The 21,911-nt window shown below is 37.5% G+C and carries 12 protein-coding genes; 4 read left to right on the top strand and 8 right to left on the bottom strand.

All coding sequences use genetic code 11. The annotated features are described in order from the left end of the window. Nucleotides 1–958: 958 nt before the first annotated feature. Nucleotides 959–1,108: a hypothetical protein gene (locus BUA71_RS17620; RefSeq protein WP_175545952.1), complete on the bottom strand. Its 150-nt coding sequence runs from the start codon at nucleotides 1,106–1,108 to the stop codon at nucleotides 959–961. A gap of 345 nt (nucleotides 1,109–1,453) precedes the next feature. Between BUA71_RS17620 and BUA71_RS11115 the strand changes: the two genes are divergently transcribed. Continuing rightward, complete coding sequence (locus tag BUA71_RS11115; protein ID WP_245812575.1) at nucleotides 1,454–3,187, top strand: DUF4091 domain-containing protein; 1,734 nt, start codon at nucleotides 1,454–1,456, stop codon at nucleotides 3,185–3,187. Nucleotides 3,188–3,629: 442 nt separating this feature from the next. On the opposite strand, the gene BUA71_RS11110 is transcribed toward BUA71_RS11115, so the two are convergent. The 3 genes from BUA71_RS11110 to BUA71_RS11100 all read right to left on the bottom strand — a co-directional run bounded on the left by BUA71_RS11110 (nucleotide 3,630) and on the right by BUA71_RS11100 (nucleotide 10,579). Then, nucleotides 3,630–6,758 carry a glycoside hydrolase family 2 TIM barrel-domain containing protein gene (locus BUA71_RS11110; RefSeq protein ID WP_072879737.1) on the bottom strand — a complete coding sequence of 1,043 codons (3,129 nt, stop codon included), beginning with the start codon at nucleotides 6,756–6,758 and terminating at the stop codon, nucleotides 3,630–3,632. Between the two features lie 2 nt (nucleotides 6,759–6,760). Next, the gene (locus tag BUA71_RS11105; protein WP_072879735.1) at nucleotides 6,761–8,920 is read right to left on the bottom strand and encodes a sulfatase-like hydrolase/transferase; all 2,160 of its coding nucleotides are present in this window, start codon (nucleotides 8,918–8,920) and stop codon (nucleotides 6,761–6,763) included. A gap of 177 nt (nucleotides 8,921–9,097) precedes the next feature. Beyond that, the gene (locus tag BUA71_RS11100) at nucleotides 9,098–10,579 is read right to left on the bottom strand and encodes a Gfo/Idh/MocA family protein (protein ID WP_072879733.1); all 1,482 of its coding nucleotides are present in this window, start codon (nucleotides 10,577–10,579) and stop codon (nucleotides 9,098–9,100) included. 425 nt (nucleotides 10,580–11,004) lie between these two features. Between BUA71_RS11100 and BUA71_RS11095 the strand changes: the two genes are divergently transcribed. From BUA71_RS11095 to BUA71_RS11085, 3 genes are all read left to right on the top strand, one after another. Beyond that, nucleotides 11,005–12,066: an endonuclease/exonuclease/phosphatase family protein gene (locus tag BUA71_RS11095; protein ID WP_083572088.1), complete on the top strand. Its 1,062-nt coding sequence runs from the start codon at nucleotides 11,005–11,007 to the stop codon at nucleotides 12,064–12,066. A gap of 146 nt (nucleotides 12,067–12,212) precedes the next feature. Beyond that, nucleotides 12,213–13,688, top strand: a complete 1,476-nt coding sequence (locus BUA71_RS11090) for a sulfatase (protein WP_072879731.1) — start codon at nucleotides 12,213–12,215, stop codon at nucleotides 13,686–13,688. A gap of 45 nt (nucleotides 13,689–13,733) precedes the next feature. Beyond that, the gene (locus BUA71_RS11085; RefSeq protein WP_072879729.1) at nucleotides 13,734–15,386 is read left to right on the top strand and encodes a glycoside hydrolase family 31 protein; all 1,653 of its coding nucleotides are present in this window, start codon (nucleotides 13,734–13,736) and stop codon (nucleotides 15,384–15,386) included. Nucleotides 15,387–15,817: 431 nt separating this feature from the next. Here BUA71_RS11085 and BUA71_RS11080 read toward each other — a convergent pair whose 3' ends face one another. The 4 genes from BUA71_RS11080 to BUA71_RS11065 form a co-directional block, all read right to left on the bottom strand. Next, entirely contained in the window at nucleotides 15,818–16,867 is a 1,050-nt protein-coding gene (locus BUA71_RS11080) for an SGNH/GDSL hydrolase family protein (RefSeq protein WP_139277091.1), read from the bottom strand. 134 nt (nucleotides 16,868–17,001) lie between these two features. Beyond that, nucleotides 17,002–19,689: a sodium:solute symporter family protein gene (locus tag BUA71_RS11075; RefSeq protein ID WP_072879725.1), complete on the bottom strand. Its 2,688-nt coding sequence runs from the start codon at nucleotides 19,687–19,689 to the stop codon at nucleotides 17,002–17,004. Nucleotides 19,690–19,959: 270 nt separating this feature from the next. Beyond that, nucleotides 19,960–20,256 carry a hypothetical protein gene (locus tag BUA71_RS11070; RefSeq protein WP_072879723.1) on the bottom strand — a complete coding sequence of 99 codons (297 nt, stop codon included), beginning with the start codon at nucleotides 20,254–20,256 and terminating at the stop codon, nucleotides 19,960–19,962. 26 nt (nucleotides 20,257–20,282) lie between these two features. Continuing rightward, nucleotides 20,283–21,836, bottom strand: a complete 1,554-nt coding sequence (locus BUA71_RS11065) for a sialate O-acetylesterase (protein ID WP_083572086.1) — start codon at nucleotides 21,834–21,836, stop codon at nucleotides 20,283–20,285. Between the last annotated feature and the right edge of the window lie 75 nt (nucleotides 21,837–21,911).

Below are 21,911 nucleotides of genomic sequence, written 5' to 3'. Positions count from 1 at the left end.
GCTGAAACTATGAGAATGATTTGAAACGCTAAGTGTTGATATTGAATACACTATATTCTGATATAATTAAATAAGAATTATACTTCCATATAAAAATCATAAAGTCCTATCTCAAAATAAACCGGGTTTTAAAGGTCTGTTTTTTTCATTTGGGGTCAGGTTATAGAGGTGTCGGTTAAAACTGAAGAATAATTTCAAAGGTTCATGATTTTGGGTGAGATACAATTTACTTTATAAGTCGTTTTCAAGAAAGTGTATGGGGTGTTAATTAAGAATAAACTGCCCCTAGGGCAAGCCCACGAGGTATTATAGAAGAAAATTAATTTGATTTCGAGACAAACTTTGGAGTTCCGGATAATTACCCCGATAAATCTCCATTATCGAGTAAAAATTATGGCTTTGAAGCTTATATCAAGCTAAATCAAGGAAATTATAAGTTTTAGCTGCAAAAACTTCCTAAATTGTAAATAGCAGAAAAGTGGTTAAAAAGTACTTAGATATTCGTCTAGAAACCAGTTTAATTGGTAATCGTAGAAATATCACGGAATGTCTTTCATTTCTTAGCTCAAAAAAGGCCAGAGTCGATATCTCTAGTCTTTTGAACACCTTTTCAAAATAACGAAACTAATCTTATAAATAAAAATTGGATATAGAATTTAATTAAATATGTTTATGCCGAGTTATGAAATTTTTTTTCGCCATCAAACTTTAGAATAATATTGATATTCAAGAAATAAATTTCTAATTAGCGAACTATCTTTTATAGCCAAACCTAAGCGATTTCATAATTAATCTTTTTGCTTTTTGAAATCTTCACTAGAAAGAGTAATCTAGAAAGATTAGTTAGAAAAACACAGACTTCCCTGTTGGTCAAAGTTTATTTCTTTCTCTTTTCCTGCATAAATCGTTTCAATTGCATGCCAGAAATATCTTTTTACCATTCAAGAGAATAGGATAGCTAAAAGTACATTTGTATGGTACCTACAATAGCAAATCCTACAGCGAGTAGTATAAATGCAAGAATTAGTAGAATAAAAGCTTTTGCCATAAAATGAAATCCAGCAGTTGCATGTTTATAATTTTCGAAGAAAATGTTGAAAATATCCATAACTCAAAATTTAAAAGGTTCGACATTAAATTTTTTAGGAAACGGAAGTGAGAAAAAATGTTTAATCATTCTATGTTTTAGAACATAAGATAGGCTACAAACATTTTATTTTTAAAAGTAGTTTTATACCATAAATTCACTTTAGTATTTGTCCCAAAAAGTTATATTTAAGATAAGTTCATTTAAGCTATTTTTTTATAGGGGTAATCCCGCGAAATCTGGTTATATTAGGCGTTATTTTTATGCAATAATTTTATTTGATTTATGAAAACTACTTACCTCCGGCTATCGCTTATTTTCTTTTGCTTAACTTTTAGTTTTTCCTTCTCCCAAACCAAAGAAGGAATGACTCACTCTGGTCAAAAAACCGGACAGCAAAAATTTCCGGTACAATCCTTTAAGGAGTTGGAAAACCCCACTCCTATTCCAATTCAACAATGGAAGAAACATACCAAAAATACCATTGGTTGGGGCGATACACATAGCCGTTATAAAAAAGAGGTACCAACCTCAAAAGCTACACTTTCAGAAAAAATAAACCTACAAGCCTGGAAAGGCGAGAAAGTTTCTGCGCAATGGGTGGTTTCTGCAGGCAGGAAAGATCTTAATATTTCCGTAGAACTTTCAGATTTGAAGGAGAAAAGTGGAAATAGTAAAATTTCAAAAAATCACATGGAGAGCGCATTTGTGCGTTACGTGTTAACCGATGAGCTCAATAAAGATAAAAAGGGTGCCTGCGGACACAGAAAGCCTGCCGACTTTGATTCAAGCCTGGTAGCCGATATTATTGACCCTATTACTCCTACTTTAAAAATAGCAAAACACAACACCCGACCGGGATGGATTTCTATAGAAATTCCCAAAAACACCAAAGCAGGTTCATATACCGGCACGGTTAAAATTCTGTCGGATAATAAAACCCTGAAAAAACTGCCAATCTCCATAAAAGTAATCGACCGAATCTTACCGGAAGCCAAAGATTGGGATTTTCATCTGGACCTTTGGCAAAACCCTTATGCGGTAGCGCGTTACCATCAAACCGAACTATGGAGTGAAGCTCATTTTAAGGCTTTAGAAAAAGAAATGGGCCATTATGCCAATGCCGGTGGTAAATCTATAACCGCCAGTATTATTGATCGCCCCTGGGATGGCCAAACTCATGATCCTTTTAATTCCATGGTACGCTGGACGAAGACCTTAGACGGCCAATGGCATTTTAATTTTGAAGTTTTTGATAAATGGGTGGAGTTTATGATGGACCAGGGCATCACCAAACAAATTAATGCCTATACCATGATTCCCTGGAAACTCAGTTTTGCTTATTTTGACGAAGCCTCAAACAAAACTCAACACTTGGAAACCCAACCCGGCGAAAAGCTTTATGAAGAAGTTTGGGTAGCCATGCTGTCATCTTTTGCCGACCATTTAAAAGAGAAAGGCTGGTTTGAAAAAACGTATATCGCAATGGATGAGCGTCCAATGGAAACTATGCAGGAAACTATAAAAGTGATCCATAAAGCCGATAAAGATTTTAAAATTTCTTTTGCAGGTGCCAAACACCCCGAATTATATCCCGATGTAGATGACTATTGCTTAACCCTGGAAAGCGAATTTTCAAAAGCGGTGCTTAAAGAGCGTAAGAAGTCCGGAAAAATTTCTACTTTCTATACCAGCTGCAGCCACGTTGCTCCCAACAGTTTTACATTTAGCTCCCCGGCCGAAAGTGAATGGTATGCCTGGCACGCTGCCGCAACGGGATTAGATGGTTATTTGCGCTGGGCGTATAATAGTTGGGTACTCGAACCTCTATTAGATAGCAGGTTTACTACCTGGGCTGCCGGTGACACTTATTTTGTATATCCCGGCGGAAGAAGTTCCCTGCGTTTTGAAAACCTGCAGGCAGGAGTTCAGGCTTTTGAGAAAATACAAATTCTTAAAGATGAGTTTGAAAAAGCAGGAAATAACGAAGCCTTAAACGAATTAAATAAAATTCTGACGAATTTTGAGCTTGAAAACTTTAATAAAGATCTGGTATCCAAAAATCTTAAAGAGGCCAATGAGTTTTTAAATTCGTTTTAAAACAGGGATTTTAATCTATTTGGTTAATATAGCTGACATTCGATAGTATTAAATATTGAGCTTACTAATAGCCTGTTTAAGTGCTTACGTCACTGAATATCAATAGGAATTCAACAATCAATTTGATGCCTCTTTTATCTTTAAAAATAAAAATCGAGATAAGCATCAAAAGTAAGACCTCACAGATTTTCAAAATCTGTGAGGTCACTCAAGTTAATTGCCCGGTTAATTAAACCTTTGGCTATCTCCCCGGTATTTAAAACCTTTAATTCAAAAAACTATAAGAATTCTACGATATCGAGATTTGACAGTAAATCAATAATAGCGTTTAGGCCACCATTGATCTAAGATCAATTTTTAGCAATAAAAAACCCATCGTGTTTTCTGGTTCTAATCCAGTATCACGATGGGTTGCAAATTTAATTTAACTAAACCTTTCCTCTTATAAAGGAGAAATAATGTAGCTATAATTATAATCTTTAAACGGCATCCTGTATTTTTCCAGGGCAAGGGTTCCCCAGCTATTTATACCGGCTACCCCCATTTGTCTCAAATCTATATTTAAATAAGTTGAAGGTCCTTCTTCCAATAACCTGGAATGCTGCTGGCTTTTCGTTGCCGAAGGATAAAGTTGCTCCCAGCTATATGGTAAGGCTGAAACATTAAGCAAATTATCGGTAAAACTAATTTTTATTCCTTTGTTTCTTCCGTTGCTCACCTCTGCCCAGCGCACATCTGTTTTATTACCAGATTCCTGTGGCCTTACATAGGGATGATATTGATCCTTTACGCTCCCTTCATAAATACCTACCATAGCGCTAAATTTCCTGTCATCATAGCTTTCCCAGGGACCACGGCCATACCATTTAAATTCATCTAGTTTTTTTGGAAGTGTAAGGTTGTTTCCAAATTTGAGCACCAAATTATGATCGCCTTTAATAGCATTAAAATCATTGGTGATCTTTAATTTTCCATCATCATAGATAGTGGTGGTTTGCACAAATTTGGCATCTCCATCCAATACATTATAAGTTACCTTAACCTGCGTGGCACCTTCTTCATTTTTAGCATAATTAAAGTCCTCAACTTCTAATTTTGGATCTTTTAAATAATCTGCTTTTCTGTTAAGTCCGGCACCAAAATCATTATCTGTAAGAGGTCTGAACAGACTTAACTCAGGACCTTTTTCAATCAATACATTTCCTTTGTATTTGTAATCTGAAAAACGTCCGTTGGTTTTATCGAATTTAATCGCAAACCTACCTTTAGAAAAACTTATCATATTATCATCCTCTTCAACTTTCAAATCAACTGGTTGTAGGTCTTGTACTTCTTCTACCGGTGGCGTTATTGCAAATTCAGATTCTGCAATTAAAGTTCCTGGCTTCATTAAACCTTCTTCTTTAATAATTTTTCCGGTAATATGCAGTCTGTATTCGGCTGCTTTATCCTGCGGAATTTCAAAAGGAATTTTTACTGAAGTTGAATTTCTTGGAGCCACGGCAAAGTCTCCCAGTTCTTCAGATTTTACTACTTTACCATTCTTTAATAACTCTGCAGTAAATTTATAATTGGATAAATCTCGGAAGAAAAACTCGTTAAAAATTTCAAGTTCATCCTTATTTTCATTCAGGTTAAATGTCACTTCCTGAAATACTTTACGCACTTCATAAGCATGTGGGTTCCAGGTCCTGTCTGGCATAATCACCCCGTTGATAAGGAAGTTGTCATCGCTGGGAGTATCTTCTGGACCCCAGTCGCCGCCATAACTAAAGATTTTCTTTCCATCTACTTCTTTGTAGATTCCCTGGTCAACCCAGTCCCAAATATATCCACCTTGCAACTGCGGATACTTTTTAATGATTTCCCAATATTCCTTGAAATTCCCCATACTATTCCCCATAGCGTGCGCATACTCACTCATGATATAAGGCCTGTCTGGGTTGCTTTGTGCCCATCGCTCCATAGAACGAGGATGCGGATATTGTGGCACGATCATATCTGTATTCCACTCGGTAGTAGAACGCTCATATTGCACGGGTCGTGTAGTATCGAAACCTTTTAGCCAGGTATAGGCATTATAGAAATTATAACCGTTACCGGCTTCATTTCCCATACTCCAGGCAACGATTGAAGGATGGTTTTTATCCCTCTCTACCATTCTTTTAATACGCAACATATGGGCGTGTTCCCACTCGGGATTATTTCCTAAAGTTTTATCTGGATCATAATACATCCCGTGCGATTCAATATTGGCTTCGTCAATTACGTAAAACCCATATTTATCACAGAGTTCATACCAGGCTGGATCATTAGGATAATGAGAAAGGCGCACGGCATTCATATTTAATTCTTTCATAATACGAATGTCCTCCAGCATTTGTTCTTTTGTGACTACGTGAGCGGTTTCAGGATGAGATTCATGCCTGTTTACTCCCTTAAACAATACCGGTTTTCCGTTTACCAAAAACTGGTTTCCTTCAATCTCATAAGATTTAAAGCCTACATCAATATTTATGACTTCTTTTAATTTTCCTTCGGAATCCAATAGGCTAACCTCCAAATCGTATAAATAAGGAGTCTCTGCCGACCAACTTTTTACATTTGGAATCAATTTCTTAAACTGAAGCACGGTTTTTCCCATTTTCCGCTTTAGGCCAATGGTTTTTTGTTCATCTTTAAAAACCTGGTTGCCATCGGCATCAAAAAGCTTAGCGACAACAGTGTTTTGATCTTGTTGTTTATCAGTACGGTTCCATGCTTCTATATTAAAAGAAAAATCACCGTCGTTATAATTGTTTTTTAATCCGCTTTTTACAAACAGATCATAAAAATGCACCTTTGGACGAGCATACATATACACATTTCGTTGAATTCCGCTAATTCTCCAAAAATCCTGCGCTTCCAGGTAACTACCGTCACTCCAACGCCGCACTTCTATCGTAATTAGGTTTTCACCCGGTTTTACAAAATCGGTTAGTTCATATTCAGATTCCAGTTTACTGTCTTCGCCAAGTCCCACATATTCTCCATTTACATATAAACGGAAAGCAGATTTTACCGCTCCTAGGTGAATAAATACTTGTTGGTCTTCCCAATCTGCAGGTAACTCTATGGTACGTCTATAAATTCCAGCAGGGTTTTTCTCATTTTCAATAAATGGCGGATTCGGATTTTCTACGGCAAACTCAAATGGATGGTTCACATAGATTGGTGTTCCATAGCCATTAAATTCCCAGTTGGCAGGAACCTTAAAATTATCCCATTCAGAATCATCAAAGTTCACTGCTTCAAAATTCTCCGGAAGGTTTTTATAATGTTCAGTCCAGAAAAACTTCCAGGTACCATTAAGGTCTAAAAATCTATCAGATTCTTTCTTTGCTCCTTTTTTGGCAAGGTTTTTATCCTCAAAAGGAAAATAAGCCGCCCGCATAGGAAGGCGGTTTTCGGCTTGCATATTAGGATTTTCGAAGATAGGATCGGGTTCCCTATCCTGCGCGTTTATGTAATTAACACATAAAAAAAATAACAACAGACCCGAAGATAGCTGCTGAAATGTTTGTTTTGACATATTTACTCATTAATTAAAAGCGCCACATTGTTTTTTAGCGCTGCGTTGAACTTAAAATTATTTATTTCTGAAAAATTGTTCTGAAGAAATTTTTTTCGATTAAAACCCGGGCCTTCCCATTGTAAATCTAATTTGGGAGCTGTCCCATTTTGCTTCTTGTAATACAACTGAAAGGGATGTAAACCTTTTTCCAATTGGATGGTAGCTTTAAGCTCCTCCCCTTTCTTAAAATTATAATCGCCATCTAATAGATTAATTTGATGGATTTTTAAAAAGCTTCTATTATTTGTATTGAGATAAAAAGTGTACTCCCCGGTTTCAGGAACCTTTATAAAAGCGTTAAAAACGAATACATCGTGGGGTTTTCTAAGCACTTCTTTAAATTTCGCTTTCTTTATTCTGCCATTGTCAGCTACGGGCAGGGAGTTAACTTGCGGTATCCAGGGGAAATCACCATTATAGCCTTCCCAGTTTATTCCATTGGATAATTTTGAAGCAGCAACAGCAGGAACGGCTACAGAATCATAAGGTCTTACTGCGGTGCTGTTAAAACGTCTAATTTGTAAGACTTTATCTTTCATTTCTTGTTGTAGCGCAGCCATCGAATCTCTGGTTGCCAGGTTTTCACCTTGATGTGTATCATCTAATACATTAAAGATCGCAAAATCATCATCGGCAGATTTGATATCATAACGCAATCCAACCAAATCACCCATACGCAGCATTTGCATCTGCTTTCTTATTTTAAGTCTATTTTCTGGCGAAAACTCTTTATAATTTGGAGATTTACCATTCTGAAAATACTCTACATAAACTGTGCTTTCGGCTTGCTCACCCTCTCCGGTTAGTGAAGGTAAAAGCGATACTCCATTAGTATTTACTGGGGCGGGAAGCCCGGCAGCATTAATAAAAGTTGGCATCCAATCATAGAAAATCCCGGGAGTTTCCACGATATTGTTTTTCGGAATTTTGTTCGGCCAACGGGCAATTAATGGGGTTCTTAAGCCACCCTCCAATACATCTCTTTTAATCCCATCGTAAGGACCAAAACTATCAAAAAAATTAGCCTCATTCGGGGCATATTCTCCGGGAAGATAAGACTCTATAGAAGGGCCGTTATCTGAAGCAAAGACCACCATTGTATTAGAATCTATATCTAAATCTTTCAATAATTGCAAGATGTCACCAACACCATTGTCAATTCTTCTAATACTTGTAGCATAGCGTTTATAAGTCTCTGGCCAGGGTTTTAAAGCAGTTTTGGGATCATTATCATGATCGTAAACAGCATTTGCATAGTCGGGATGAGTCCAACTATCTGGTTCTCCGCTTGCTGTATTTATTATCCTTCCGGGAGTTCCGGTAAATTGAAGTCCGCCGTTTAATCCGCGACCTTCCGGGTAAGCCTGGGTTGGTAATTCTAATACCGCGTGAGGTGTGTCATAAGACAGATACATAAAAAATGGTTTATCATCTTTTTTTGTTTCTTCAGCAATCCATTTTTTTGCATTTGCGGTCCAAAGATCTGTGGTATAAGCTTTATCGAGGCCGTCACCAACTTCCTTATCGTTTTCCCACACCTGTTTTTTTCCGCGATAAATTCCTTCTTTTGGGTAATGTTCATGACCGTCTCTATGCCTTACATAACCATAAAAATAATCAAATCCCCTTTTCGTTGGGTAAGCAGGCCAGTTTTTCGGATTTTCATTTTCTTCTTTTACCCGTCCCTGTAAGCCCCATTTTCCGATTACTGCGGTTTTATAACCTGCTTTTCCTAAAACATTGGCTAATGTATGGTTATCTCCCAAAGCTTTGTCAAACTGGTTGTCACGCACCTGGGTGTGCCCCTGGCTTAAACCAGAGAGCAAAGATGCACGAGATGGCGCACAAACCGGCGCAGGGGTATAGTGTTGGGTAAGCAAAGCTCCTTCCGAAGCCATTCTGTCTAAATTTGGAGTTGAGAGCCAGGGTTCCGAAAAATCTTCATTTGCCTTACGTTCATTTTGAAAGAAAACGCCCACATCGCCATATCCCATATCATCTACAAGAATAAAAATGATATTGGGTTTCTCTTCTGAAATAAAAGTAGCTTGCTGTGCTGTTGATTTAAAAGGAAAAGTAACAGCAAAAGATAAAACAAGTAATAAAAAACTTTTCTTCATTGTATTGAGATATATTTAAAAATCTTAAACGAAATCAAAATGATGTTAAACGCAAAAAATTAGCAACCCAGCGAGAGATATCGCCTCGTGAAAAGTTAAAGAAATATACCTTGTTAGTTAGCTCGTTCTATTTCTTTGAGTTAACCAACAAGGTAAATTAATTTTTAAAAATATATTTTACTCCACATTAAGCTGTTTCCCGGCTCCAGTGCGTTCCAGGTTTCTTACCCCTGTAGAACCGGCTTTACCAGACATACTTAAATCCACGGGTTTGTTAGTTTTCCAGGCACCACGGGTAAAGTCTGGCACTTCAATAGAATTCGATTTATTGGCAATGGACCATTCGCTTAACGACGTGATACAACTCCAGGAAGCAGCGTCATAAACGTCCATATCCATAGGCAATCCATTCCTTAAACAGTCAATAAGACGCCAATCCATTATAAAGTCCATTCCACCGTGACCACCAACTTTCTTAGCCATCTCTCCTACTCGTTTTAAAATTTCTGGGGTATATTTCTCCTCCAATTCTTTCATTTTTGCTGCATCGGCTACCTCGTGGCCAAAAGCAATATGTTTTAAAGGCCATTTTTGCGCAAAACATTCTGTCCCGCTCAACATATGAATTCTGGAATATGGCCTTGGAGAACTAATATCATGTTGAATCATAATAGTTCGGCCTTTATTGGTTTTAATAAGCTGGATATCCATATTACCTCTCATATCTGCTCCTACAAACTGCTTGAGATCTGGGTTTTCTTGAGCTTCTTCTTTAATTCTTTTTCCTAAAGTAAAATCGTCAGACATAATGGAAGTTAAATAGTCCATTTTATCACCGCGGTTTATATTCATAGCCTGGCAAATTGGGCCAAGACCGTGAGTAGGATAAACATTGGCGTGTCTTTTGTTTTCTTCAAGGCGCCAGTAGTCTGTATAAGCACCATCTACCATTTTATCGTCCTGTGGCTTGTTAAAATGCCAGTAATCCAGATCGTGGATATAAGCGCCTTCCCCGTGAATAAGATCACCAAAAACACCCTGGCGCACCATATTAAGGGTTAGCAGTTCAAAATAATCATAGCAGCAATTTTCCAGGATTACGCAGTGTTTTTTAGTGCGTTCTGATGTTTCCACAATTTGCCAACATTCGTCCATCGTCCTGGCTGTAGAAACTTCTACTGCTGTGTGCTTATCGTTTTCCATGGCTTCAATAGCGATTGGGATATGCCAATCCCAGGAGGTCACTACATATACTAAATCTACCAGATCACTCTGGCACATTTCTTTATAAGCCGTTTCACTATTAGCAAATTCTGCTGCTTTTGGAAGTCCGGCTTCCTGCAAAATTTTTTGTCCTCCATCTACTGCAGCCTGTCTTTTATCACAAAGCGCGGTGATTTCCACTCCTTCAATATAGGTCATTCGCTCTACGGCACCAGAACCCCTATCTCCAATACCAACAATACCTATTCTTACGGTATCCAGTGGTGGAGCTGCATAGCCACTCATATTAAAACGCATCTCAGGCTTTCTACTGGCTGCTGCTTTAATTTGCGCTAACTTTTCTTGACTACTACAGGATGATAATAATGATCCCGTTGCAATTGCCCCTCCTCCCAGGGCCATATTTCTTAAAAATGATCTGCGGTCTGAACTCATGGAAAATTAATTTAATTGTTTTATAAAATTGAAGTCTCTCAATAAATGATTTCTCCTCAAAAATATAGAAATATTATAAATAGAACGAATTGAAACTAATATTTTTTTGTTTACGAAAGTAAATATGTAAATATTTTTGTTTTTAAAATTAAACAAAACAAAAAAAGTTACTAAGTTTAAAAACATTTTTAAATTAGGCCGATAATCTGAAATTAAGGATTATGGTTTTTTAAAATAACAAACTCCAATTTGCAGACGAAGAAGTTGCTCTTTAGATATAAAGCGATTTAAAGAATTAAATGCTATATATGAGTTATTAATTAAAACAACTTTAAAATATTAACGTATTCTGACTTAAAATACATTTTAACAAAAAAAATATTAATTACTATTCCGAGATCCGTTTAATCTTAAACTATAATTTAATGTATATTCTTCTAAAATCATCTATCGATTTCCTAAAAAAAGGAATTCTTTTTATCCTATTTATGGCGACCCCGGTTTTTGCACAACAACATTCACAAGAATTAAAAGTACTTCAATTTAATATTTGGCAGGAAGGCACTATGGTTCCCGGCGGTTTCGATGCTATTATTGAAGAAATTCTTAGGAGTGAAGCAGACCTTATCGCACTAAGTGAAGTGCGAAATTATAAAGATGAAATTTTAGCTGAAAAATTAGTAAAAGCTCTGGCGGAAGAGGGTCATACCTTCTATTCTAAAAAAAGTGAAGACAGTGGTATTCTTTCCCGCTACCCTATAATTTCTCAAGAGGCTATTTTTCCGCTTAAAAACGATCAGGGTTCTGTTTATAAAGCTATTATAAATGTAGAGGGCAAAAAAATTGCTTTTTATACAGGCCATCTAGATTATAGGCATTGTAGTATCTACCTGCCACGGGGTTATGACGGTTCGACCTGGAAAAAGCTGGATTCAGCAATCACAGATCCCAAAGTAATCGCAGCAGACAACCTGGAATCTAAACGGGATGAAGCCATAGATGCACTTATTGCAGATGCTCAAAAACAGCGAGAAAAAAATAGATTGGTGATTTTTGGAACCGATCTCAACGAAGCTTCCCATCTAGACTGGATCGAAGCTACTAAAAACCTGTTCGATCACAATGGGGTTGCAATGCCCTGGCGTAACACCAGCGAACTCGAAAAAGCAGGCTTTAAAGATGCATATCGTGAAATCTATCCCAATCCCGTTACCCACCCCGGCTTTACTTTTCCAGCCGATAATAAACTGGTAGAAATCGATAAACTTGCCTGGGCTCCGGAAGCTGACGATCGTGATCGAATTGATTATATATTTTATCGGCCTTCAAAAAAACTGAAATTAAAAAGTGTAAAAATCATCGGACCAAAAGGATCGATCATTAAAAATCAAAGAAAACCAGAGCGAACAGAAGATCCCATAGACAGCCCTCCTGGGGTATGGCCAAGCGATCATAAAGCGGTACTGGCAGTTTTTGAGCTGAGATAAATGATTATTAAATAGGTTAATTCTAAGGAATGACCTGTTAATTGCGATTAAATCGAAAAGATCTTTCTTTGTAGATCATAATCATTTTTTCCTTTTTTTTTGACAAGTTCAATTTTAAAAACGCTAAACAAAACTTTCATTACAAAATGACAAAATTAAAGCAACTTTCCTCCAAAATAGGAATTAAAACTTTCAGCCTCATGCTAATTTGCATGGGACTTATAAGTTGTAAAAATAAGTCTGAAAAGAGCGAACAAGAAAAAAACCCCGGTAACAAACCCAATGTAGTATTTCTTCTCGTAGATGATATGGGTTGGAAAGACCTCGCTGTATATGGCAGCGATTTCTATGAAACCCCAAATATAGACCGGCTTGCCGAAATGGGAACAAGGTTTACCAATGCCTACACGCCAAACCCCGTATGCTCTCCTACCCGGGCCGCTATTTTAAGCGGAAAATATCCTTCACGAGTGGGCGTAACAGATTGGATTCCCGGCGACGATCCAAAAGATCGGATACTGAAAGGTCCTGAAGATTTGCATCAACTTCCCCTGGAAGAAAAAACTATTGCTGAAACTTTAAAAGCTAATGGGTATAAGACTTTTTTTGCCGGAAAATGGCATTTAGGAGACGAAGGCAACCTACCTACAGACCAAGGGTTTGATATTAACAAAGGAGGTTTTCACTATGGACAACCTCCGGGAGGCTATTATGCACCCTATAAAAATAAAAAACTTGAAGATGGTCCAGATGGAGAATACCTAACCGATAGGCTTACCAAAGAGTCCATTAAATTTTTGGAAGAAAATAAAGATGATCCCTTTTATCTTCATTTAGCGTTTTATACCGTTCACACGCCCATCCAGGCAAATAAAGAGTATATTGAGAAGTTTCAGAAAAAGAAAGAACAACTGGAAGAAAGTGAACTGGTAATTGAAAAAGACGGACGTGGTTATACCGTACAAAACCAAAGTAACGCGGCTTATGCTTCTATGATTTATTCCTTAGATAAAAACGTAGGGAAGTTATTGAATAAATTAGATTCCTTAGAGCTTACCGATAATACGCTTATAATTTTCACTTCAGATAACGGTGGGCTTACAACCCTGGGGCATCGCAGAAGTACCCCGCCAACTTCGGTAAAACCATTAAAAGCAGGAAAAGGTTGGGCTTATGAAGGCGGTCTACGCGTACCTTTTATCATTAAACCACCGGGAAATAAACCTTCAGAAAAAACTTTTGATGAGCCCGTGATTAGTATGGACCTCTACCCTACTATTTTGGATTACTTAAAACTTGAAAAAGTACCCGAACAGCATAAAGATGGCGAAAGTTTGTATTCTTTAATTGAAAAGAATGAAAAGCCTCGCCGTGAAGCCTTGTTTTTTCATTATCCGCATTATCACACCAGTGGCTGGACTCCCGGAAGCGCTATAAGAAAAGGGGATTGGAAAATGCTTCATTTCTATGAAAATGACACCTATGAATTATATAATTTAAAAGACGATATTGGAGAGAAAAATGACGTGTCAAAACAGCATCCAGAAAAATTGGATTCCTTAAAGCAAGATTTAAAGGAAATAATTCAGGAAACAAATAGTGCGTTACCCCAAGGGAATTAGGTCTTATTTCACCCGATTATAATTTTCAACTAATAACTTTAAAAAATGTCTCAAATCAAAAAACAAAAGGTTTCAAACCCATCAAAAGTAAATAAGATATTATTTCTGGCCGCATTGCTATTGTTTAATTTTTCGACAATGGCCCAGGTTACCAAAACTATCCCAATTAAGAAAGGCGAATCCTGGTGGGGCGGCGCGGTAAGCGATGGTCATAATATGCCATTTTCTACCGGCTACTCCTTTGATATGTATGGCAATAATAAGTACAACCAGGTACAGCCGTTGTTGGTTTCCAATAAGGGAAGGGTAATTTGGTCTGAAGAACCTTTTAAATTTAGTTTTTCTGAAAATGAAATAAGCCTGGAAGCACGAAGTGATATTAAAGTTGTAAAAGCCGGGAAAACCCTAAAAGATGCTTACAGCTATGCTTCGGAAAACTATTTTCCAACTACCGGAGAATTACCAGATGAATTACTTTTTAAAGCGCCGCAATACAATACGTGGATTGAATTGATGTATAATCAAAATCAGGAGGATATATTAAAATATGCTCACGCCATTATTGATAATGGAATGCCTCCCGGAGTTTTAATGATAGATGATAACTGGCAGGAAGATTACGGGAAGTGGAACTTTCACGAAGGCAGGTTTTCAGATCCTAAAGCGATGATCAAAGAGCTGCACGAATTGGGGTTTAAAGTGATGCTTTGGGTTTGTCCCTTTGTGAGTCCCGATAGTGACGTATATCGGGATTTGGCTAAAAAAGAACTATTTATTAAAAATCCGGAAGCCGATAAAATCTCTCAAACCAAGCTTTTGCCACCCAATGAACCGGCGATGATTCACTGGTGGAATGGGGTTAGTGCTTTGCTTGATTTTTCAAATCCTAAAGCTCAAGATTGGTTTAAGGGGCAGTTACAACATTTAACTGAAGAATATGGAGTTGATGGCTTTAAATTAGATGCCGGAGATTTTAATTTCTACCCTGAAGAAACAATTTCTTACAATAAAAATATCACTCCCAATGAACACGCCCAACTCTTTGGGGAAATTGGTCTCGATTTTCCTCTTAATGAATATCGCGCCATGTGGAAAATGGGCGGACAGGCCCTGGCGCAGCGTCTTAGTGACAAAGGCCATAGTTGGGGTGCGCTTACCACCTTAATTCCAAATATTACCTTTCAGGGGCTTATGGGGTATCCTTATAGCGCACCAGACATGATTGGTGGTGGCGAGTTTTCGTCGTTTTTAAATGCCGAAACAATAGACCAGGAGCTTATTGTGCGTTCTGCGCAGGTACACGCGTTAATGCCAATGATGCAGTTTTCTGTAGCTCCCTGGCGAATTCTTGACAACCAACATTTAGAGGCTGTAAAAGCAGCTGTTGATTTACGTAAAGAATTTACGCCAACAATCATGAAATTCGCTAAAGAAGCTGCAGCAACAGGAAGTCCCATTGTTCGCACTATGGAATATAGTTTCCCCAATAATGGCTTTGAACATATTAAAGATCAATTTATGTTGGGCGATGAAGTTTTGGTAGCGCCAATACTTAAAAAAGGGAAAAGGGAACGAATTGTTCAATTTCCAAAAGGTAAATGGAAAGACGCTTCCGGTAGAATCATAAAAGGTCCTGGAAAAAAAACAGTAAAAGCCGATTTAGACGAATTGCCTTATTTTATTAAGGTTTCTGAATAGTAATCTTATTTTTAGCCACAAAGACTCTAAGAAACACTAAGGGAAAAATCTTCCTTTTTCTTTGTGAATTTTGATGCTTTAGAGAGAGGAGTGTTTTTGGTGGAATTTGGTTTATAAAAATAACGCAACCACCCCTTCTTCAGCCAAGCTGAATTCATCCCCTCCTTTCCAAGGATGGGAGCAGGCTTATCGGGTTACTTAGGTAAATTAAAAGAGCTCCTTCCCATCGAAGGGAAGGTGGCTTCTTCTACGATAGTGGAAGAAGTCGGAAGGGTTGAGCTGTGGTAGAATTCAGGTATATTAATCAGTTTTTTAAGTCTAAAAATCATTAAAATTCTAAATATTCGAGAATTCATGGCAGCTTTTTTACGCTTCAAAATTGAATCTCACACCTCAATATTATCATTTTTCAAAACTTTCTTGGAATTGATCTACTTCTCCTTTGCAATCATCTCCAAGATCTCCTCATAAGCCCGGGCATATTTTTCCATTCCGCCATCGGTGGGATGTACACCATCTACAAAATCTTCAGCAGTAAGGTTAAGCCGTTCCTTGGATAATAAATAAATTCCTTCTATTCCGGCAGATTTTAATTCCTTAAAAGCTTTACTATTCGCTCTATTCAAGTATTCATATAGTTCTTTCTTTGGGATATAAACTTCTCCCCCGGGATAGCCCGCGTGATCGGTTAAAATTATAGGAGTTTCGGGATTGTCTTTCAGAAGTGTTTTTACCGAAGAAATTAAACGTTTATAAGCCGTTTTATCATCCAGGCCCTGTCCCGAAGTAAAGTTTGCCAGACAGTCTAAAATATAAACTTCAGCATCTATTTGACTAATGTAATCTATGATTTCGGGCTCCAATCTTCCATTTCCGGAAAAACCAAAATTGAGTATGGGCAAATCAAGTTTTCTACTTAATTTATTCGTCCAGGCATTTCCCGGTCGGCTGGCACAAGCCCCCTGGGTAATTGAAGTACCATAAGCAACTATGGGTTTATTTTTTTCAGCATCAATTCCTTTCAGCATCTTACCTTTGGCTATACCCAGCTTAATCCATTTTAAACTGGCGTATAGTGGTAGGTAAAGCATATACTCTTTCGTCTCAGTTTCTTCTTTTGCTGAAATTTGAAAAGAATAGTTTATTGTATCAGAAAACCGAAAATTTCCTTTTACCCATTGCCAATTTCCAGCTTTGTTCTTTTGATAAAGATCAATGCCACTAACCCCAGTGGCCGGCATATGCGGAAATTCCTGTTCGCCTTCCACTTCATATTCCAACCGAATATTTTTTGCATTGGAAGTAAACCGAAATTTCACCCCGGCAGGATTTCTTGATAATTCCCATACTTTTTCCCGTGTTCTTGCTCTCATAGCATCTGGGAAACGCTGAAACGGATTAGTTGAAGCTTTTGTAGTCCTGCCTTCTAATTGTTGTTCAGAAAGATCATACCATTTTAAGCCCTCTTGGTTTTGAGCCAAAACCAAGAGTGATAAAAAACAACAGTGTGAAGGATAAAATATACTTGAAATTCATAAATGAAACTGTAATTTTAATAACCTAGACCTCACAGGTTTTCAAAACCTGTGAGGTCTGTTCATTCAAGCTTTCAGAATTACTTCTTCAAACGCTTTCTGCTATACACTAAATTTTCCGCAGGGGTTTCTCCAACCGGGATCAACAAACTTGCCAAATAACCGCCAATAACACAAACGGGAATTGCAATAAGCGGGTAGATATAAAAGTTTAGGGGCGTATAATATTTTACCATTACTAAAGAAAGCACACTCAAAACTGCACCAATTAAAGTACCTACCCAGTTGGCCTTTCTAAAGAAAATACCCAGCATAAATACTCCGGCCAAAGCACTACCAAACAATCCTACAATCTCCTGAAAGAAGAAAAATAAAGACGCAATGGGATATGCAGCCATAAAAGCTGCAACACCTGTACCTAAAATCCCTACGGTTATGGTTACCCACCGGGCGATGCTCATTGTTGTATTATCAGTATGTTTTTTGCTAAAGCGTTTGTAGAAATCTACCGTGATTACCGTAGAAACACTATGCATACTACTATCAAGACTGGACATGGCCGCAGAATATATTCCGGCAATCACCAATCCCGCAACCCCCGGTGGCAGATGATCTGCAATAAATAATGGGAAAATTCCGTCATTTTGCATTCCTACCTGTAAAAATTCAGGATTATCTCTAAAGTACACGTATAAAAAAGTCCCCATTAAAAAAATAAGCAAGCCGGCAGGAACAGAAACAATCCCGTTCATCCAAATACTTTTTCTAGCTTCTTTTTCGTTAGAAGTTGTTAAATAACGTTGTACTACAGCTTGATCTGTGGTATAAGGTGCAAAATTTAGCGCAAAAGTCCCTAAAAATAATGACCAGGTGACCACTTCGGTAAAGCTCCACCTAAAATCGAAAAGTTGAAATTTACTATCCTCGTAAGCTGTAGAGAAAATATAGCCAACATCACCAATATCCACGGCAATATAAATAAGTCCTAAAATAAGTCCGCCAATTAAAACAATTACCTGGATAACATCGGTCCAAATTACGGCTTCAATTCCTCCCATCACAGTGTAAACCACGGCCAGGATACCCATAATTACAATTGCCATATAAATATCTATTCCCACAACTGTAGATAGTGCAAGGGCGGGAAGATAAACCACGATGCCCATTCGAGCCAACTGAAACAGCACGAACGAGCCGCTTCCAAACATTCTAATTACGATATTAAAACGCTTTTCCAGGTACTCATAAGCGGTAGTTATATTCAATCTCCTAAAAAAAGGCAGGTAGAAAGTAATTATAAGTGGCACAATAAGTAAAATCGTAAAATATCCTAGATAAGCCTGCCAATCGTAGCTAAAAGCCAAAGCCGGTTGAGAAAGATAAGTAATAGCACTAAGCATGGTAGCGTAAATACTTAAACCTGCAGCCCACCAGGGAATTCGTCCGCCCGCCAGGAAATAATCTGATGTACTTTTATTCCTAGGCGAGAAAAACCAACCAATACCAATCATTAAAGCTAAATATGCAATTAGGGTAACATAGTTGATCCAGCCAAAATCTGTTTTTCGCGGATTAACATTAATTTTTTGTATCGCCGGGGTACGCACACCCGGACTAATCTCACCAAGTGGAATAACTACTTCACCCCCCCACTTTAAAGCTTTAGCGACCACCTGGGTTTTACCGGGAATACTGCCGCGTTTTGTCCAGGTATCGGTGATGGTGTGATAAGCCCATATAGTGTTTGAGAAAGAAGTATTTTGAAGGTTTGCTGAAATAGCTTTTTGTAGGGAATCTGCTTTTGCTGTATTTGTTGTATCTAAGTTTTCTTGTTGCAAAGCTTTTAATTGCTCCTGAAGCTGCAATCTATCTTTCCAAAGTTGGTTTGCTCCCCCTGCACCACCAAAAATTAAGATATGCGCATCTCCTAGTTTGATTGCTGGGGCAGCACCTACATAGCCACCTTCCATTCCCGGAGTTTTGTTAGAAGGAATTTTCCCCTTCCCTACCCATTCTTTAGATAGCGGATTGTACTGCCAAACATCAGAAAGGAATTCGTTGGGATCTTTGGCATTGGGATCGTAGTGGGTTCCGCTAAAGACATAAACTACATTAGTCTTTCCATTATTTTGAGAAATGACTACCGGTTGAATCCTACCTTTTCCAGGGATATTTTCTAACTTTTTCCAGCCTTCTTTTTCAGCATAAGAAAAGAAGTTTTTCGTGGCTTTACCGCCGGTTTTTTCCTGTCCGCCCGCCACATAAATTTTATCACCAATAATACTGGCTTCCATATTTGCCAGGGGCACCGGTAAAGATGGTTTTTTTTCAATTATTATTTTTCTTGAATTTGCATCCCATTTAAGCACGAAAACATCCTTATAAATACCGTTTTCGTTCATACCACCAATACACCAAAGACCTTCGCTATTAGTTACTGATGCTCCATAAGCCAGGTTTTTAGGCAGTGTAGCGTTTATTTCCTCAACCCATTTAAACTCGTTATTCTTTTTCTCAAGAACATAAATCGAATTGTAGTATTTTTTCTCTCCACCCTCCCATACTTCCTCTTCAGGGAAATTGGCGCCACCGGCTATAATTAGGGCATCGTTTTGCACCCCGCTAAAACTACCATTAACGCCTTTTTCTAATGGCAAATTAGGTAAAGAATCCCAGGTAAATTCAATTTTCTCATCACTTTGTGCCCATAAAAAATTTGTAGTAAATAGAAGCAAAAAGCTAAAAACTAAAGAAGTACGACCAAGCATATATCAAATGTTAAAAATCGTGTTAAAGATATAAAATTATATGTATAACATAATACATATTTTCATGATTTATCCTTGGTTTTTTAAAATTGTGGCTACTTGACGTTCACTCTTAAAATTACATTAGAATAAACTACGTCAGGAAAAGCCCTCGTGAATATAAGCGGAGTTTAATTTCGAAGAAGTTTCGGAGCATTTAAATCTCGATTGTTGAGCAAGCAGAAAAACTTTAAATTTTGTTCGCAATTTTTTAAGCTGAACGATGATACTTTAAATTCTTGACATTACCCATAATCCAATTGTCCAAAAGCTATTGAGCAATAAAATCAATAGCGCCCAAAAGGCGTATGTTTTTATTGAAAATTTATCTTTTTTCCAATGTATAGCTGCGATAACAAGCAACCCCACTTGTCCTACCAATAAAAGGATAGTAAATAATTCCACTATAAACTGAAGGAATAAACTATTCCATTTTAAAACCTTTGCGTTTAAATATAAAAAACCAAAATATCCTAAAATGATTAGGCTTAGATAGAATAATCTTTTTGAGGACAAAATTTTGATCATAATTGGTATTTACAGCTTTTCGGCATTTATTTTTTTAATATTTTTAGCTTAAATGTTGGAGCCGGCAAGCCTTCTTTGTTTATTAAAGTTCCTATAGCCCAGGGCTGCCAGTTATAATAGACAAAATCAGGTTTCTTTTTAGCTTCAATAATCACCTGGTTTCCTTTGATTCTCGCTTTAACACCCGATTTTCCGTTTACCGAAAAACCTTTTAACTGCCCATTATTACGAGTTCTCAAGCCATTTCCAACCGACTTAAAAGTAATATAAATTTTGCCGTTTTTAAATTCAGCCGACTTTGGTATAGGTCCGGAAACAATAATGTCATTGCCATAAACTTCATTTAATGCCAAACGGGAAAGCCGCTTTCCCACAGTTTTTTTATCCCGGGGATGTACATCATTTTTTGCACCCACATCTGTACTTACCGCCATTCCAACGTTTTCCATTTCATCCACCAGTAAAAGCTGTTGATTACGGAATTCTGGCCAAAAATGTGATTTATAGTTTAGGGTATCTATAGAAGACAATCCTACCCAATAAAACGGAAGCTCCGGTTTTTGCCAGCTATTGCGATAATTTTCAATAAGCAATTTTTGCAAATCTTTATATTCTTTTACCCGTTCCATTTCCTGGGCGTTACTTTCCCCCTGATACCAGAGCACTCCGGTAATAGGAAATTTTTTAATAGGTTTAATTCCCGCTTTGTAGGCAAATCCGGGTTTGTAACCGTGATTGGGCCCGGCCTCAGGGATGTCTTTTAAATGCCCTACATTTTGATCACCACGTTCCCTTATCCAAACCGGTAACTCATTGTTCTTAAGCCAATTTCCACCTATTTTTTTACTGAAATTTGACTGCAAATCTTCCTCGGCTATAAAGGCTTCAATGGGCGCTCCGCCAATAGCCAGGTTTATGAGTCCGATGGGTATTTCTTCTGAAGCAATTAATTCTTTGGCAAAGTAATAACCAATGGCACTTAATTCCCCGGTGTTTTTACTCCCGCTTACTTCCCAGTTTCCCCTATAAAAATCTTGCGCATTAAGGTTTTTGAGATCTTCTTTTTTAAAACTTTCTGAATAAACTCCCTTGCCGACATAAGTAGGGTTAAAAAACCTAAGTTTATCGCCAGCCAGTTGTTTTTGTTCTTCGGAATAATGTTTTTCATTCTTTAGTGGCCATTCCATATTCGATTGGCCGGTTAATAACCAGACATCGCCAATCAAAATATTGTTTATTTCCAATTGTTCTGTTTCAGAAGAAATTTTCAGTTTTTGCGGATTTACATTTGCGTTTTTTGCTGATAATACTATTTCCCAGGAAGCATCTGGCCTGCTGATGGTTTCTTTTTCTTCCGAAGAAAATTTAACAATTATCTTCTCCCCAGGTTTGGCAGTGCCCCATACATGAATGGGTTCCTTTCGTTGAAGTACCATATTATCGGTAAAAATATCGGCTAAGGAAAGTTGGGCTTGTGCCGAAAAGCAAAATAGTAGAAAAATAGAAAGACGTATAAAATAATTTATGTTTTTACCGATTTTGTAAAGATGGTTTTCTTGTGTTTTGATAGTTCTTTTCATTATAAATTATTTTATAAAATTTACGCTTAGCATTAGTCCTTACGAATACCTAAAAGTAAAAAAAACTCCTTTTCC

The organism is Salegentibacter echinorum, assembly GCF_900129445.1.
GTDB classification, from domain to species: Bacteria; Bacteroidota; Bacteroidia; order Flavobacteriales; family Flavobacteriaceae; genus Salegentibacter; species Salegentibacter echinorum.
The sequence above is the reverse complement of the archived record's forward strand: the minus strand, read 5'-3'. Positions and strand labels throughout refer to the sequence as shown.